The following is a 15478-nucleotide window of genomic DNA, read 5'->3' on the forward strand; positions in this document are numbered from 1 at the left end:
CTGCTCTTTACTTTCTTCCGCGGCTTGCAGCCCAACTTTAGGGTCTGCTCCAGCACCGTAACCATGAGTGAGCTCTGCACCTATAAGTACCGCTTCATCACTTTGCGTATGCTCAAGTACCACTTGATCGGTATTAACACTGTACAAGTGCGCCTGTTCAGACACACGCTGTTCAAAAATACTGTTAAGCGTATTACAGCCACACCCACCAATGCCAAATACACCGATTGATAAACCATCATTTTGTTGAATTAATTGAAACATAGCTACTCCTTAACTTTAAAAGGAGCATAGCAAACAGGTGCGTCAAATTTTGACGCACCTAAACAAGTTGGAGTTATTTATAGATGTTAGCGGCCGCTTTAAGCTTAGAAATAATTCTTTTCCTCAGCTTTTCTGGCTTAATCACTTCAAGCCAAAAAGCACATTTAAATAGCTCATCAATCAATTGCTCGGTATCCGTAGTTTGATAGGTTAGTAATACATTTTTATCGTCAATATGTTGCTTGTCAGTCAGCTCGCCAAGTTCAATAAACCCTTGATTAACCGCCGAATGGCTAGGCACTTTAACTGTTAACTCGATATCTTCTTGCTTCATACCTTTGTTAATCGCACTGCGCAATGTTTTTAGTTGCTCAGAACTTGGCTCACGTCGTGTTTTTTGCAAAATGTGTATATTGCGGATACGGTAAACCGGCATTTGATAGCATTTATCGTGAAGCTCCCCCACCATAAACTGGGCCATTAAAACGCCGCCCTGCTCAACTAAGTTATAAAAACTTAATTTCGAAAAATTGAGCCAATGAGCCTCATCGTATAGCACCCTATAAAGTTCTGCGCCCACTGCACGCTTATGCTTAATCGCATGCTCAATTTGCGCAACTAACTGATTATCAATATTCACTTTTAACGAAGGCTTAGGCAGAGTCGAAAGCCACTCAGGCACATGGCCATTAACACGTTTTAGTGCCTGCTCTGCTTTAATATGAACTGAGCGTTTAACATCGCTCGGTACAGATTGCGGCAGTAACTGCTCCAACAACAAATAATGTTCAGCTACTTCACTGCTCATGATTTTAGCGCTACCACCTCGCCACTGCGCATTGATAGACCAACCATACGGCTTACTACGCGTGTCTTTTTCAAGACCGAAGCAGCCTTGCTCATATAGGGATTGAAGATCTCTCTGCAGCATGCGAGTTGAAATCTCGAAGCCCCTAGCTGAAAGCTTAGCTTTCAAGTAGGGTGCTGAAACACAATGTGGAGCTTTTGGTATACACTCCAAAAGTAAATTATACCGCTGAATCTGCATTATTTATAAGAACCTCGCTAATCATTTGATATAAAAGACAACTGGGTTTAATTATTTATTGAAGGGATGGTATAAATCTTTCAATGCATCTCATTGTATTTAAAATATCTATGATTTTTTCTTTCTGCTCTAACGTTGATTACCTATTATCATCCCACTGATTTAAGAAATCAGCCAAAATATCACCATGACAAGCCGCAGGTTTACAAAAACAGCCTAATTTCTTACCAGCTAACTTAAATACTTCACTTTTTTCCTTATTTGGAAATTTCTCAAAATCAAAATCATATTTATATTTACGAATAACTTCGTCTCTATCATCACCATCTTCAAACATTGAATAAGGATTGCCCCAATACGATCCTCTACCAATATATTCATAATTAGACGTACTTTTTATGCCTTTGAACTCTATATCCTTTTTAATGTTAATGACTCTCGTAACCATAACTTTAATAATTCTTAATGGTATTTCTAAGGATCTAATGATTTTAATTTCATTACTAAATGATTCACCGTCATCAAAAATTATCGCATGAGTTAATCCTGAGTTATCAATCTGCATAATTTGCTCGGCGATACAAATATTATTAGCTTTATTAACATATCCCGTGACTAATTTATTAGAGTCTTGTAAATAAGAGATTTTAAAATTTTCAATGTCGGTTGTGATATTTTTAACTTTTCGATCAAACTTGCTGAAGCAATTGAATAGGTCGGGGTATACGATTAATATATTATCCATTAGTACAAATGTTTTACGGTAAAATTGAAATCTGAATGGGCATTTAAGTACTCAGTTACTAGTCTGCGATGACAAAAGTGAGGCTCATGCTCACTACATAATAAGCAACTATCCTTTAAGAGGCTTGGTTTTAGTATTCGTTCTATATTTCTTCGAGCCATTAAATTTAAAAAACTCTCCTGATAATGCTCCCATGAGATATAACCTTTTTTATAGTTATTAAGTAGCTCTTTAGTCGGTGCTAAATCTGGAATGTGAACATAATCAGAACCACACAATTCTCTCAAAAAGAATTTTAAATCATCTCTTTTAGCATAAGCAGCTAATTGAGATACATTATTTAAACGGACATCTATTAAGGTGGAAACACTTTCATGCTTAATAAAATTGAAAAATGTTTGAGCATTTTTTTTGGTAAAACCAATCGTATTAATTTTCATATTACCGCCTAATAAATTGATGCTACAAGCTTATAGCAATAGCCAAGATATTCTTCGCCTAAGCTAACGCAAAGGATCCCTTTGAGTATTACGTTAGTTTTTAGCAAACTATCAAACATAGGATCTGTTGCAGCTAACTCATACTGAATTCCATTATAAGAAAAAGAACATCTCCTTTTTCCATTATTAGACACAAATAACTTTAAATCCTCAACCTTAACTAAATATAAAGAATTTTGAATTATGATATTACCAGTGTGTATTTTATTAAATGAAACCCTATCGTTCCTTCCCCAAAGATCATTTGGTAAGTCTAAATAATTTTCTAGCTCATTTTCAGCCAATTTATAATGTTGTACCCAATTAGAATCATTTACTTGAAAATTTTCTGGTTGGTTCATTTTCGGAACATGTTGCCCCAGCGTCATTATTATTTTTTGCATTGGTTTAGCTGGATACTGACCATATGGATTAGTGCACATAACTTGCTTGAGGCTTAAAGCACCCCCTGATTCGTCGCTAACAGGCCTAAACCACTCTTTGGTATTAATGTCTTTGCCTGCTACACAGTGTTCACCGTGTTTTATTGAGTTTGCTAATATAACCATTTCTACTTGCTTCATATATCTCTCACTTTACGTATTATTTAAATATGTAAGTGCGACATATATGCCAAAAATAAAAATATATTAATTATTAAAAATCAAAAAGTTAAAAACAAGAGACAAAAACACCGCAAAAAAATATAAAATAACTTACTTTATAGTAAGTTACTTTATATTTAAGGTTTGCACTTATAGCTTATTTAATTTGTTGGTTAAGAGTTGAAATTAATAAGAAAAGAGAATCTACCATTAGCTTTTGAACCATTGTTTAATATGAACTCGGACTTTATTTTATCGAAAGTCCATGAGGCTTTACATGCTTTATTTCGGCAATTAGCAGTGAAGTAATCACTCGAAGACTGACTCACACTTTCAGGCTTTGAGGCTTCACTACAAACAGGGCATTGTTTTAAGTATTTTGAAATATTACGTTTAGAAACTATTAAACTGTATAATTCATTATTTGCGTGTTTTTTAGCATTTGCCAATTCATTATCTGTCAGGTAACAGTCATACTTTCCATCATATAATTTACTTATAGAATTCGGTAATTTCACTGGAAAATCAACTAAATACTCTTTGACTATAGTTTTAATGATCTGCTGCTGAAGCATACCTGCTAAGTGTTCCTTACCTAGTATTGTAATAGGAGAAATGGCTAAAATTCTATCGGATTCAATTAACGGGTTTACTTCTGGACAAACAATCAAAGTTCCTTGCACTATTTCATTATCTTTAATCTCTTCGATTAAAGGCTCTGGTATAGCAATTACTCGTGCTACAACATTAGTGTTTCTTAGTAATACCCATTCGCCTTGATTTGTATCCTGGAGATACAATTCAAATGTATTAGCATGTTTTAACTTGATCCCCATACTGTCCTTTTTTAAAGACCAGCCGAGATTCATAAAAACTTGTTTTAATATCAACTCTATATAGTCTTTATAAAGAACAAAATTCTCTTGTTTTTTCTCTAAAATTTGCTGTGGTGTCAATCGTTCAGTATTTGAATTTTTTAACCACTTTCTCCACAAAGATGCTGCTCTAGAGTAATTTTTATCATGCACCAGAATATTAGTTTGTTTTAGCTCTATTGGTAATTGTACTGCCCTTGGTATCGAACGATATAACTGTTCAGATTTAAGTTGTGATAATTTACGAAGGTTCGCATTTACTTTATCTATACTAGCTTCTGTTTGCTCTTGTAGCTTACCAACATCATTTTCTACAAATGCCCTCCCCCAATCTTCAGATACCTGAGTTACCAACCTATGATCTTTACCATTACCATCTAATGTACCAAACTTCTCAATAAAACCGGTTATTTCTTCTAGTCGCATTTTATATAAAGATAAATAATTAAAAATATGATCAATCAACTTTGCGTAGACAATGTTTTCATATATTACAACCTCATCCTCACTCACTTTTGCAAGTAGCTTCTTAGGGATAATCCCTACAACTGTTCTTTGTTGCCAGCACTCAGAGTGTGCAACCAAATGACTTTGGTAATTATTTGCATAACGTTTTACTCGGCTTGTTGGAAGTAACTCTGTGTCATACCGCATACTCATTCTTGGTGCTGAATTGATTTGAAATAACACTCCATTTTCAAATACTTCATCAATACCCTTATCTAATTCATTTGGCGTAATATCTTTGCTTATTTCAGGGGGTAAAAAGTGACTAAAATCGGCTAGACTCAAGCTTTCATACTTATCATTTATTTGTTTTATTGCATCAAATATTATTGTTAGCTGTTGTTGCTCTTTAACTATCTCATCATTAGTAAATAACTCTTTAGTATCAAAAAAGGATATAGAGCTAGTGTATTTAGTCTCAATTTCTGAAGGTAGTAACGGTTCAAATAATACTCTTTGTTCAAAACCTAATTTTGTATCAGCATTAACCAGGGCATAGCGCCCTGACTGAATTTTTGACACATCATTTAGCTTAATCTTTTTTGATGTTACCCTGTCAAATAACATCTTTAATAAACCCCTTCCTTCTTCCTTAATACTTCAGCTTCAATTATTTTTTCGCCCTTAGTACCATCACCATTAATTGATTTAAAAAGCTCTTTGTAACCGGCTTTCAATTCTTCAAGCTTTTCAATCGAAATATCATAACGCCCCAGTACTTTACCTTTCCTCAACACTCTAGTAATCAACATGTGCTCCAATGCATCAGGAGCTTGCCCGCCACAATCTTTATAAACTGATATAAATCTTAATGCCTGACTTTCCAGACGATTTCCCCAACCAATATCAAATTGACCCTCCAAAATCATTGTAAAGTTGGATTTCAATAATTTTTGTAAAATCCCCTGAATTAACTGTTGATGTGTGTGTTGCGCCTTTACAAATAAATCAGTTACCGAGTTAAAGTCTATAACCGTATGTTTACTCGCTTTCGCTCGCCAGTGTAGTGGTTTTTCTTGTTTTTCAAGATCAAGTGTAAATGCGCGATCATGCGTTTTATCTGCAAATTCAAATGTAGTTTCATCATGGTTTGCCGTACCCATGAACCAAGTATTCGGTTTTAACAATATCTTTCTATCCTCGACAAAGTGTTTGGGAGGGTTAACTACTGATGAGTCCATTAAAACAACTTTACGTTCAAGTTCATTTTGTTCCATCGCTGATAAAAATTCTGCAAAATATTGCTCTGGCCTTGATAAGTTCATTTCATCAAGTAACACAATATTAAAACGATTACTAAATGAAGGTGTATGAGCACGATAGATCGCCTGTAAGCATTCTTTTTCGTAATAACGCTTCTCAAAGGCATTATAATGACCAATCAAGTCATCTCTATCACGCCAGCCAGCTTGCACTGGTACAGGAGTAACTTGTCCACCCACTGCTTTTGCAAACGCATTTACCAAGCTCGTTTTACCTGTGCCTGATATCCCTTGAAAAACATGTAAAGGGCTTAATGCTAAACCCGCAATAAACTTTCTAATTACTTCCAAGTCATAATACAACTCAACATCTGTCGATGTTGCTATTCGGTGCTGTAAATCTTCTGTAAATTCTTGTAATGAATTTATTGGTTGAGCAGCAACTGGTTCACTATGTTTGCGATCCATTAAGGTTAGTTCTTTAAATGTTTCTTGAGACTGTTGCTTTTCTATTAAATCATCCAGCTGGGCACGAATAGCTTCAATACTGTGAGTTAATGCCGCATTGCTGGCTTCCAGTAAATCTTTATGCTTTTGCAGCTCAAGTTTTTCCAGCATACTTAATTTGTATTTACTTTCTCGTCCCTTAACTTCTTGATAACTTTGTTTTAACTCTCGAAGTTCTTCTTCTAATTCTTCTGCTTTTTCCTTGTAGTAGTCAAGCTCTTCTTCAAGATCATCTTCACTTCTTCCTTTTAACTTATTACGTGTGTCTTTTAACTCTTTTTCTAACTCATCCATTCGTTCAAGAACGGCAACTGGAGAGCCAAGCTCTTGAATTCTTGCTTCCCTTTCTAGTTCTTTATAACTTTGTAGGCGATCTGTTAAATCTTTTATCTTCTGTTCGTCACGCTTTCTGTAAACATCCAAATTTTTGAGTTCATTTTCCAATGAAGCTTTTACACTTTGAAATTCCTTTTGGCAATCTTCATATACTTGCTGCTTCCAACTATCTTGAGATTCAAGCTTACTCTTAAGTTGCTCACTTAATAGCTTGTTTTCAGATGCTTTCTTCTCAAATTGAATCTGTTTTTTTTTCAAAATAGATTTTTCGTTTTCAATGCTTTCTCTAATTGCAGAAAAATGAGCTTTCTCTTCTTCTTTTATCAACACTTGTCTACGAGCATTTTCCTCAATCATTTTCAGTTCATCAGCTCTTCTTTGTTCATCTAATGATGATATTTTTTGTTCTACTTTTTGATATTCTTCTTTAAGAGATTCCAAGGCTTCTTGCCTTTCAATAGCGAAACCTGCTTTAGCATTTGCTTCTTGTTCGAATAGTACTTTTTCTTTTTTAGCTAGCTGCTCAAGTTTTGTTAATACACTGCTCTCTTTTGAGCTTAGAGATTTTTCCTTTTCATTTACTGAAGATAACTTTTCTTTATACTCATTTTCTTCTGTATTCAATTTTTCCATTCGCTCCTCAATCTCAAATTTGCTTTGATCTTGAGTCTTTTTTATTGTTTCATTTTCATCAATTAACTGTTGAAGCTTTAAAGTAAGCTCTGATAATTTTTCTCTTTCATCTACATTCAATTTACTTACAAGTTTCTCCTCTGTAGTCACACCTATTTTTTTAAACATATTGTTTAAAACACTACTTGATGTTGCTGAATTAGGTTTTTCTGCAACAGGTATTGCAGGACTATTTCTTCTATTTGTACCTTTCTTGGCCATAACTTAATCCACTAATATTTTTTTTAAAAACTTGTCAACAATGTTGATGTAATGTAACGCTTGCTCTCGAGTGTATTTGGTATTATTACCATGTGAAGCTTCATCTCGATCAAACGATAAGGAATAGACTTCGTCGAATAAAAGCACATCACTTATTAAGAAACTCATAGGATGATGAGAATACTCTTGCATAGAAATAAATATTGTTGCTAAAAGCGAACGCATGGTTGAGCTTCGCCCTATTGCAGTTTGGAATATCTTTCCTGGTTGCACCTTTAAAACGGTCTGAATTTGAGTATTTGTTAGCGTTGTTGCTGTTTTTAGTAGTAAAGTTAATTCTCGTTTTTTTTTGTCATTACTAAGGTTTGGTGTAGGTAAAACTTCCACTCGTTTAAGAGGTTTTTCAACAAGTATGTTTTTACATATAACTTCAACAATTGAACCACAGCTATTTATAACGCTACGGTTTAAACTAAACTCTGAATTCTTATTGCATAGCAGTTTTTCTTTATCATTTAATAATTCAAATAATGGTTCAATCAACCCATTAATTGAGTGAGCACTGGGATATTGAATTAACACCTCTAGCCTTGCTTTTTCTTGCATTAACTGAAGGTTTTCTGTGTAGGTCAACTCTTCATCTTCATGGTTGAATCGTGAGAGAACAAACTTCTGTAAATCAGGCAATGCCTTACTTGCTTGTTCAAAAAGATCATGCATCCAGCTTGCTTTATCACTAAGTGAAAATGGGTCAATGAAATCAAATTTATAACCAGATGACCTATCAGCCCACACCAGAATGTAGTCGGAACTTGATGCCTTTGAGGACAAAATAGCTCTATCCGATGATTTAGCTAAACTATCAACATCGTCCATAACATTAAAAGCTACCCACCTCGCATCACTATCTTTTTTGATAATATCATTGAGTATGAACTCATCCGCTTCATTAGGTGCATTAATGTAGCGCCTTACTTGGTATGCCTGCTCTGTTCTACCTGACGCTCTATCTAATTTAAATGCGAGCTTATTGTTTAAGCCTACAGGCTCTAACTCATTTGATTCGTATGCAACTCTAGGCAGCCACTTTCCTGTAACAGCACATTGAAATATTAACGCTGACGTAATATCAGCATCCTCATTAGATTCTAATAACTTAATACCTTCAGAAGTTATTTTGAAGTTTTTATCTAACCAACCATTAGGCTGCATAGTTGCAGTTAGAATATACAAAACCATATCTTCTTCTAACCCTAGCCATTCTGCTATTTGGGTTGAAGTTAAGCTTCTACTGCCTGTTACTTTTATAAGTTCAAGAATTGTTTTTTCAAATAAATTTAACATCCGCCCTTTCGGTGATGATAAATAAACTTCCTTGCTGTACACCGGCCAGGCAAACAGCTGAGAGTGCTTTACCCTAGGAAATTCTGACATTCTGTAATAAGTATTAGCAAACAATTCCTTTCTCCTTTTGGCATAACTCACTATAAAACTTAGGGAAGCCAACAAGTACCCTCTCTTCAGATGAGCAACTTTCACCCTCAGGCATTAATTGATTTAAATGCTCGCTAGCGAGACTTTTGTCACCAACAACAATTAATAATCTTTTTTGGCGAGACATAGCTACGTTAATACGATTTGGAATTCTTAAAAAACCTAACTGATTGTTCACAGACTCCTTAGTTAAAGTATCAGGCTCTTGCCAATGCCTTACCGTTGAAAGTAAAACGACATCAAATTCTTTCCCTTGAAAAGCATCTACTGAACCTACACGGAAACGCTCGTCACCATTTGATAGACTTGTATATTCTGTTGCTACTACATTTCCAGCCACACTTTTTTCCATCACTCCATTACTTATCATTTTTTCAATAATCAAATCTCTTTGGGCTGCATAAAACGTGATAATCCCTACACTTAAATCGGGCCTTGCTTGTAGAATCCTATATGCTTCATCAGCAACAATAGTTGCTTCACAATCCCTATACTTGGAGCCATTTTTAGAGCGCATTTTTCCCTGAGCTTGAGTAACATTAATCCATGCAGCAAGCTTTCCTTCATAGTGAGGTACATCAAGTGGGAAATTAGAATCATCCAAACCTGCCTTTATTGGTGGTAAACCAAATAACTCATAAAACTCACGGCTTATAAAGGCACCTAATTCTGGATGCATACGAAATTGAGTATCCAACATGACAACCCGTTTATGATCACTTGAACCATCTTGCTCAAACTTCATTAATGAATGATATAAACGCTCAAATAAACTTTGTTTGAGCAGCTCTTGATCTGTTATATCAACTTCATTTTTTTCTTGAAGTTCTTTCTCAACTTTAGGCTCTAACATATGAGGTAACTGACGGTGATCACCAACCAGTACAACTCGCCTACTAGCCATAGCCATAGGAATCATCAAATCTAATGGGTTTGCTCTAGCCGCCTCATCAACAATAACGGAATCAAAATGTATATCTCGACTATGCTCAACAGATTTGATGCCAGCCATCGGAGCACCCGCAGCTTGCTGACACGTAGCCCCCAACACAGCACTGTACTCAGAAAGAGAGCTTTTTACCTGCTTCTTTTCAACTGATAAAGCTTCTAAGTATTTATTACGGAAATATAATTGCCCTAGTCTTGGGGTACTCATCAAAGAAAGCTCCAATTCATCAACTAGGCTATTTAAACTCTTTAGCTCTCTAGAATTTAACCATCTTTGATTCGGGAGTATATATGTGTCTTGAATTGCCTCAATAAGCTCATTTTTTAGAGTTGATAATTTTTTATAATTAACACTAAAAGTATCGAAACTTTCAAACTTGGATGCTATAGCACAAGTCGTATCACTTTCTTTTAATATGGTAATTAACTGTGCTAAACGTAACTCGCCGTCATCAGCATACGCTACTTTTTTTGTTCTAACGGCTCTTGTTGCAACTAATAGCTTTTCCTTAAATACTTTAGTTAATGAAAATGCTGAAATAACAGAAAAGCGCTCCAATAAACGTTCAATGCTTTTATCTTGTTGTTGAGATACTTTAATTCCAAAATCAATTGCCAGTCGTTTCATATACTCCTGCAAAAACTTCAATTGCTCATAAATATCATGTGGTTTGATGGACGTTTTTATCCGAAAAATAGTTGAAGTAATAAGTTCAATAAGCTGAAATTCGCTATTGGTAGAAATTTCTTTTTCAATTTCAGGGGCAAGTTTATTAATTATTTTCTGAGTCCAGCTATCTACCGATGTCGTTTGCTGCTGACTTAAATCACCAACCTTTCCTCCTACTTTTATCGCTGGAAGCCCAAATACTCCTGATCTTGCAACAACATTATCAACAGCATCGTGTTGATAACTAGTTAACAATACTTGGTGCTGAAGTGAAGCATTAAGTTTGTTACCTTCTTCAGCAATACGTTGCTGAATTGCTGAAATAACTTGAGTCTTACCTGTTCCAGGAGGACCAATAATCAAGGCAATGTCAGGTGTATTAAGCGCTACTTTTAAAGCTTTCTCTTGCTTCGAAGTTAATGATTTACCTTGTAACTGTTTTTTAAGGGAACTAGTTACTGCCCTAACCTTTTTCACCTTTACTTCAGGTGGCTGTATACCTTCCAAGATGAATTTTAATTGCGGTAAAGGATTTGCTGACTCTTTTAACAACTTAAATGCTGTTTGCTTACGTTCATGCTGCTTTAACACTCCATTTAAAGAAACATACATGACACCTTTTTGTGGTGGACGTTGGCGCAAATTAGCAATTAAGTCGTCATTTTTAATTGCTATTTTACTTAACAGTAAAGGTTTAGCATCACTTTCAAATTGATGCTCAGTAGAAGAAAGCCAGCTAGGTGGTTCTTTACTAATCTGTAACTCTGCATCATATAATGAATAAGACTCCCCAAGCATTTCTAATTGACTTTTATATTGTTCAAAAAAATGCTTTAGCTTCTCACTACCAACCTTGAACTTAAATCTTATCTCTTCATCTGAGTCACTTGAAGCCGCAGTATATTCAATAAACCCCGCAGCTTTAGCTACACGCTCATGTTGTTGCCAATCCATTTCAGAGTACTTTTGCCAAAGCCTAAAATAGCTGGCAGAATCTTGTAAGTGTTGCTCAAGAGATAATTGATATTTATTAGATTTAAGCTGGGTTTCAATTGACTCTACAGTAAACCGATGCTCACCATAATAAACATATAAATTGTCATAAACGCCATCAAAAGTGCGAATAGATGTCAGTAACCATTCATTTTTTACTTTATCGATAATTGCTTTATAGTCTATTCCAATAATGTGAAATGTTGTTTTAGAATTAGCAATAAATTCTACAAACACACCTGAATGATTTTCTTTAGTAAAAATAAACTGATCGAAAAGCCATTCTTCAGCAGATTTAAAGTCTGTCACTTTGCGATCAATTTTATTAATCGCATCAATAACTATATTTTCTAATTTAAAAGTAATATCTTCATTGTAACTATCAAGAATATGCGCATAACGAACGGCTAATGCGTTACTGTTTTTATAGCATGCAACACTTATAACCGAATCAGCAATAGAGTGACTAACAGATATTGCCAACGCTGAATTATTAAAGCTCACTTCTGAAAATAAATTTTCAGCTCCTTGTTTTGCATAATAACTACCACTTTCTTCGAATAGCTCAACTAACTTACCTACCTGCCAATTTTTATTAGCGTCATGCTTGTCTTCAAAAGTAAGTTCAACTACAGCCTGCTGTAAACATTTAGTATTTAATAATTCCATTTAAACCTCACACTAGCTGCCAGCAATAACTAGCTAATAAACTTTGATACTCAGGATTTTTCTCTGCAGCTTTTGGCCAAGTTGTAAATAGATAAGGGTTATGCATACCTCTTCGGTTAAAGGGTATTCTTTGCTTTCTACTGATAACATGTTCTTCAGTAGATTTTGTTCTTGATATTTTGCAAACAGCGCTAGATTCAGGAAGAAAATAAATATCTCCATTTTCCATAGATATATTTAAATCAGCTTCACTTTCAAACCACAGCTCAGTGTTATAAGGTGAGGAATTGAAGGACAATGATCCTCCATCACAAATCACTCGAAAATGATTCGTAGAAACCATTTCTTGATTACTATACTCTCCACCGTCTTCATTAACCGTAGGTTCAAAAATAAATTGTTTAAATACTGCATAATGTTCAGTGCCAACCTCTGCTGGACAAAAAGGGCATTTCTGCTTTTCTGACTGCTCAATGTAAAAGTAGTCTCCACCACACCCTGGACACTCAATAAGATGATCTAACGCTTCTTGAATAGCATCGCGCCACCGCGCCATTGAAGGTCTTTTATATGATTCATTTTTACCTTGCTCAAAGCATTCTGAAAACAACGTAATTAGTTTTTTGTTTGCAACAAGATTAATAGATATACCTCCAGTACTCTCATTGCTATCATCATTTGAGTCATAAACCCAGGGTAGTTCACCTTTATAAGCTTGTTCCTCTACAACCTCTGGTTCACCATCTTCAACATAAACTCCTTTATAAGGATGCTGATGAGTTAATAGCTCAAACGTCATCACTGCAAATGACCATTGATCAGTCAAAGCACTAACAGGCATTTCATTTCTCACAACTTCTGGTGCACCATACCCTGGGGTATGTAAATGCGTATACCCTTCTCTTTCATTAAAACAAAGGTTGTCACAATCTATAAACCAAACTTCTGAATATCGAGCATCTTTAGATACAAAAATGTTAGCTGGTGATATATCGCCATAAGCATATCCACGGCTATGAAGTTCGGCTAATGTTTTAGCTGCCTTAAGCAAAATATCTAAACGTCGCTTTAAACCACCAGTTTTAATAAATTCACTAACACTCTCATTATCAACCAAATCATTAAAACTAGTTTCCAAAACTTCTTGTAGTGGTATCAGTCCATCCATAAGTTCAAGAACATAACCAATCCTAGGCTTTACAATTTGTATTTTTGGAAGTGCCAAATTTAAATCCGACAGGTTTTGCCTCAAACACCATGATATTTGATCATTCCATTTTTTAATTTTATCGGTATCTTTAGTATTTAAGATTTTAACTAAAATCCCATTCATTTGGGTGGTGCAAACAATCCCTTGGCCACCTTCACCAACCCGAGATTTTAATTCATAAGCGTTATCGAGTTTGTCATAAACCGTACTTTTTCGTTTTTCAGTCATTTAATATTACCACTGCAATTGTTTTATCATCGGTATGATTAGGTGTTGGCCATGCTTTTAATAACGTCATTAATTTCTTTTTTAATGCTCTACAACTTTTACTTTTAGCATTACTTATTACTGATGAGCTAAACCCAACATGATCATCAATATCCTCTGATATTCCATCAGTCATTAATGTTATCCCTTTTTCGCCTTCAGCAAGACAGGTTGAACCTATAAGCCAATCTGAAAGCTTCTTACTAATGCCCAATCCTGTTGTTTCATTAGAAAAAGTATCTGTCTCATTAGATGACAGTTGCCGGAGATTAGAAACAATTTCACCATCTCCAACTTGAAAGTACCGGAATTGACCTTTGTTATTACCCCAAGTCAACAACAGCGTTGTTACGGCATCATTTGAGGAAATATCAGAAGCTTTTAATTCACATAGCCAATTTGAATAAATCAAAGTCACTAACTCTTTATCGGATATATCAAAAGCGCTACGCATACAAACGTCTATAGCAATATTTACTGCTAATTTGGAGCCTATATCAGAAAGCTTTCTCGACCCCATGCCATCGGCAACAGCAGCCACCCAAAAACCATTAGAAATTTTGCATTTAGCAGCATCTTGATTGGCTCGCTGCTGCTCTATATGAGCAGGGCCAATTAAAGTGGCTGTAACAAATTTAATACTCATCAAATAATACTTTTATAACGGAATATCTAAATCATCATCTGCCAATTCTTCAACCACATAGTCTAGAGTCATCACATCATTAGGCTTCTGACTCCTTGAATGGTTTGATACGCTCATCGTTACCGCTCGGAAGAAACGAGATATTTCAGAAGCATTTTTAGCATAAAATAGAGGAGCTTCTAAATCATTGCCAAAAGACTTAAGTAGTTCATTATCAGCATCTGCCCCTATTGATAAAGCAAATCGAGTTGCTTTTTTCGCTCGGTCACTTTCAAGTAATTTAGTAAATGAAGCTTGATAAGCGTCGGTTGGATAACCATCTGACGCTAATATAATGACAGGGCGATAAGCCCTTGAAGGTATAAGTTCTTTATCTTCAATTATTCCCCTAACTAGATCACAAGCTTTTCCTAATGGAGTTCCACCATCAGCCACTAAGGTATCCACATGTTCAATCTGATGAGCAGGAATCATTTTTAGATGTGTTTTTGCACTACCACCAAACGTAACAACCGTTAGGTGAATTTCTGCTCTCATTCGCCCTTCTGTTGAAAAACTAGTGATCATGTCTTTGAGCGCAGAGTTTAGAGCTTCAATCTTGCCTTCTATTCCCATACTACCACTCGTATCAGCCATGATAATTACGGGTAAAGGGCGAGCTTTTGTTGCTACAAATTTATTTAGTTCCATGTAAAATCCTTTAAGTTTGATTAACTCTGTGTCAATCAAACTTTAATTAATGTAAATGTTTATGATTATGCTTATATGGACGAACTTTTCTTAAGTCCTTGTTACGGAAGGTAGTTAAAACAGTTCCTTTTGATGACATAACAAGTTGAACACCATTCATCTTTTTTAGCTCTGGTTCAATGTCACCGTATTTTTTAATTTCCTTATTACCAATCACATGATAAACCGCACGTCTTGAATGAATTACTCGGCCATATTTATAAGCTAGCATTACCTGCTTTTTAGATATCCCTCTTTGTCCCTCTCTAACCAGAGCGTGTTTACTATTGGTTACTTCAGGTAATACAAAAAATCGGTCATCCTCTGTGACAATAAAAGCCATTACGTTTTCCTCATATGATTAGATAACCATATAAAGCGAAAACCATT

The 15478-nt window shown here is 35.2% G+C and carries 12 protein-coding genes and 1 pseudogene; all 13 read right to left on the reverse strand.

Annotated elements, in window-relative coordinates; genetic code table 11:
- Positions 1-264: pseudogene (locus L652_RS0101940) on the reverse strand (cell division protein FtsZ); the annotation flags it as partial.
- A gap of 73 nt (positions 265-337) precedes the next feature.
- A complete protein-coding gene (locus L652_RS0101945) occupies positions 338-1195 on the reverse strand; it encodes a WYL domain-containing protein (RefSeq protein WP_050582119.1) in 858 nt (285 codons plus the stop codon).
- Positions 1196-1451: 256 nt separating this feature from the next.
- Positions 1452-2057 carry a DUF4326 domain-containing protein gene (locus tag L652_RS0101950; RefSeq protein ID WP_024596467.1) on the reverse strand — a complete coding sequence of 202 codons (606 nt, stop codon included), beginning with the start codon at positions 2055-2057 and terminating at the stop codon, positions 1452-1454.
- Positions 2057-2497 (reverse strand): DUF488 domain-containing protein, encoded by a 441-nt coding sequence (locus L652_RS0101955; protein ID WP_024596468.1) that lies wholly within the window; start codon positions 2495-2497, stop codon positions 2057-2059. Before L652_RS0101955 ends, L652_RS0101950 begins: the two co-directional genes overlap by 1 nt.
- An 8-nt stretch (positions 2498-2505) precedes the next feature.
- The gene (locus L652_RS0101960) at positions 2506-3120 is read right to left on the reverse strand and encodes a hypothetical protein (RefSeq protein WP_024596469.1); all 615 of its coding nucleotides are present in this window, start codon (positions 3118-3120) and stop codon (positions 2506-2508) included.
- Positions 3121-3314: 194 nt separating this feature from the next.
- On the reverse strand, positions 3315-5090 hold the full coding sequence (locus L652_RS0101965) for a hypothetical protein (RefSeq protein ID WP_024596470.1): 1776 nt from the start codon (positions 5088-5090) through the stop codon (positions 3315-3317).
- A gap of 2 nt (positions 5091-5092) precedes the next feature.
- Positions 5093-7462 carry an AAA family ATPase gene (locus L652_RS1000000124340; RefSeq protein WP_024596471.1) on the reverse strand — a complete coding sequence of 790 codons (2370 nt, stop codon included), beginning with the start codon at positions 7460-7462 and terminating at the stop codon, positions 5093-5095.
- A 3-nt stretch (positions 7463-7465) separates the two neighbouring features.
- Positions 7466-8920, reverse strand: coding sequence for a hypothetical protein (locus L652_RS0101975; RefSeq protein ID WP_139015378.1), 1455 nt, complete (start codon positions 8918-8920; stop codon positions 7466-7468).
- Positions 8910-12236, reverse strand: coding sequence for a DEAD/DEAH box helicase (locus L652_RS0101980; RefSeq protein ID WP_024596473.1), 3327 nt, complete (start codon positions 12234-12236; stop codon positions 8910-8912). Before L652_RS0101980 ends, L652_RS0101975 begins: the two co-directional genes overlap by 11 nt.
- A 7-nt stretch (positions 12237-12243) precedes the next feature.
- Positions 12244-13674: a protein kinase gene (locus L652_RS0101985; RefSeq protein WP_024596474.1), complete on the reverse strand. Its 1431-nt coding sequence runs from the start codon at positions 13672-13674 to the stop codon at positions 12244-12246.
- Positions 13667-14359 carry a PP2C family serine/threonine-protein phosphatase gene (locus tag L652_RS0101990; protein WP_024596475.1) on the reverse strand — a complete coding sequence of 231 codons (693 nt, stop codon included), beginning with the start codon at positions 14357-14359 and terminating at the stop codon, positions 13667-13669. The genes L652_RS0101985 and L652_RS0101990 overlap by 8 nt, the downstream gene beginning before the upstream one ends.
- Positions 14360-14371: 12 nt before the next feature.
- Complete coding sequence (locus L652_RS0101995; RefSeq protein WP_024596476.1) at positions 14372-15049, reverse strand: VWA domain-containing protein; 678 nt, start codon at positions 15047-15049, stop codon at positions 14372-14374.
- Between the two features lie 46 nt (positions 15050-15095).
- Positions 15096-15431: a hypothetical protein gene (locus tag L652_RS0102000; protein WP_024596477.1), complete on the reverse strand. Its 336-nt coding sequence runs from the start codon at positions 15429-15431 to the stop codon at positions 15096-15098.
- Positions 15432-15478: the final 47 nt, after the last annotated feature.

It is taken from the genome of Pseudoalteromonas sp. TB25 (assembly GCF_000497995.1).
GTDB lineage: Bacteria > Pseudomonadota > Gammaproteobacteria > Enterobacterales > Alteromonadaceae > Pseudoalteromonas > Pseudoalteromonas distincta.

Coding starts and splice junctions, on each gene's coding strand:
- L652_RS0101985 (WP_024596474.1), bottom strand. CDS start 13,674: ATGACTGAAAAACGAAAAAGTACGGTTTATGACAAACTCGATAACGCT.
- L652_RS1000000124340 (WP_024596471.1), bottom strand. CDS start 7,462: ATGGCCAAGAAAGGTACAAATAGAAGAAATAGTCCTGCAATACCTGTT.
- L652_RS0101945 (WP_050582119.1), bottom strand. CDS start 1,195: ATGCTGCAGAGAGATCTTCAATCCCTATATGAGCAAGGCTGCTTCGGT.
- L652_RS0101990 (WP_024596475.1), bottom strand. CDS start 14,359: ATGAGTATTAAATTTGTTACAGCCACTTTAATTGGCCCTGCTCATATA.
- L652_RS0101995 (WP_024596476.1), bottom strand. CDS start 15,049: ATGGAACTAAATAAATTTGTAGCAACAAAAGCTCGCCCTTTACCCGTA.
- L652_RS0101965 (WP_024596470.1), bottom strand. CDS start 5,090: ATGTTATTTGACAGGGTAACATCAAAAAAGATTAAGCTAAATGATGTG.
- L652_RS0101950 (WP_024596467.1), bottom strand. CDS start 2,057: ATGGATAATATATTAATCGTATACCCCGACCTATTCAATTGCTTCAGC.
- L652_RS0101955 (WP_024596468.1), bottom strand. CDS start 2,497: ATGAAAATTAATACGATTGGTTTTACCAAAAAAAATGCTCAAACATTT.
- L652_RS0102000 (WP_024596477.1), bottom strand. CDS start 15,431: ATGGCTTTTATTGTCACAGAGGATGACCGATTTTTTGTATTACCTGAA.
- L652_RS0101980 (WP_024596473.1), bottom strand. CDS start 12,236: ATGGAATTATTAAATACTAAATGTTTACAGCAGGCTGTAGTTGAACTT.
- L652_RS0101960 (WP_024596469.1), bottom strand. CDS start 3,120: ATGAAGCAAGTAGAAATGGTTATATTAGCAAACTCAATAAAACACGGT.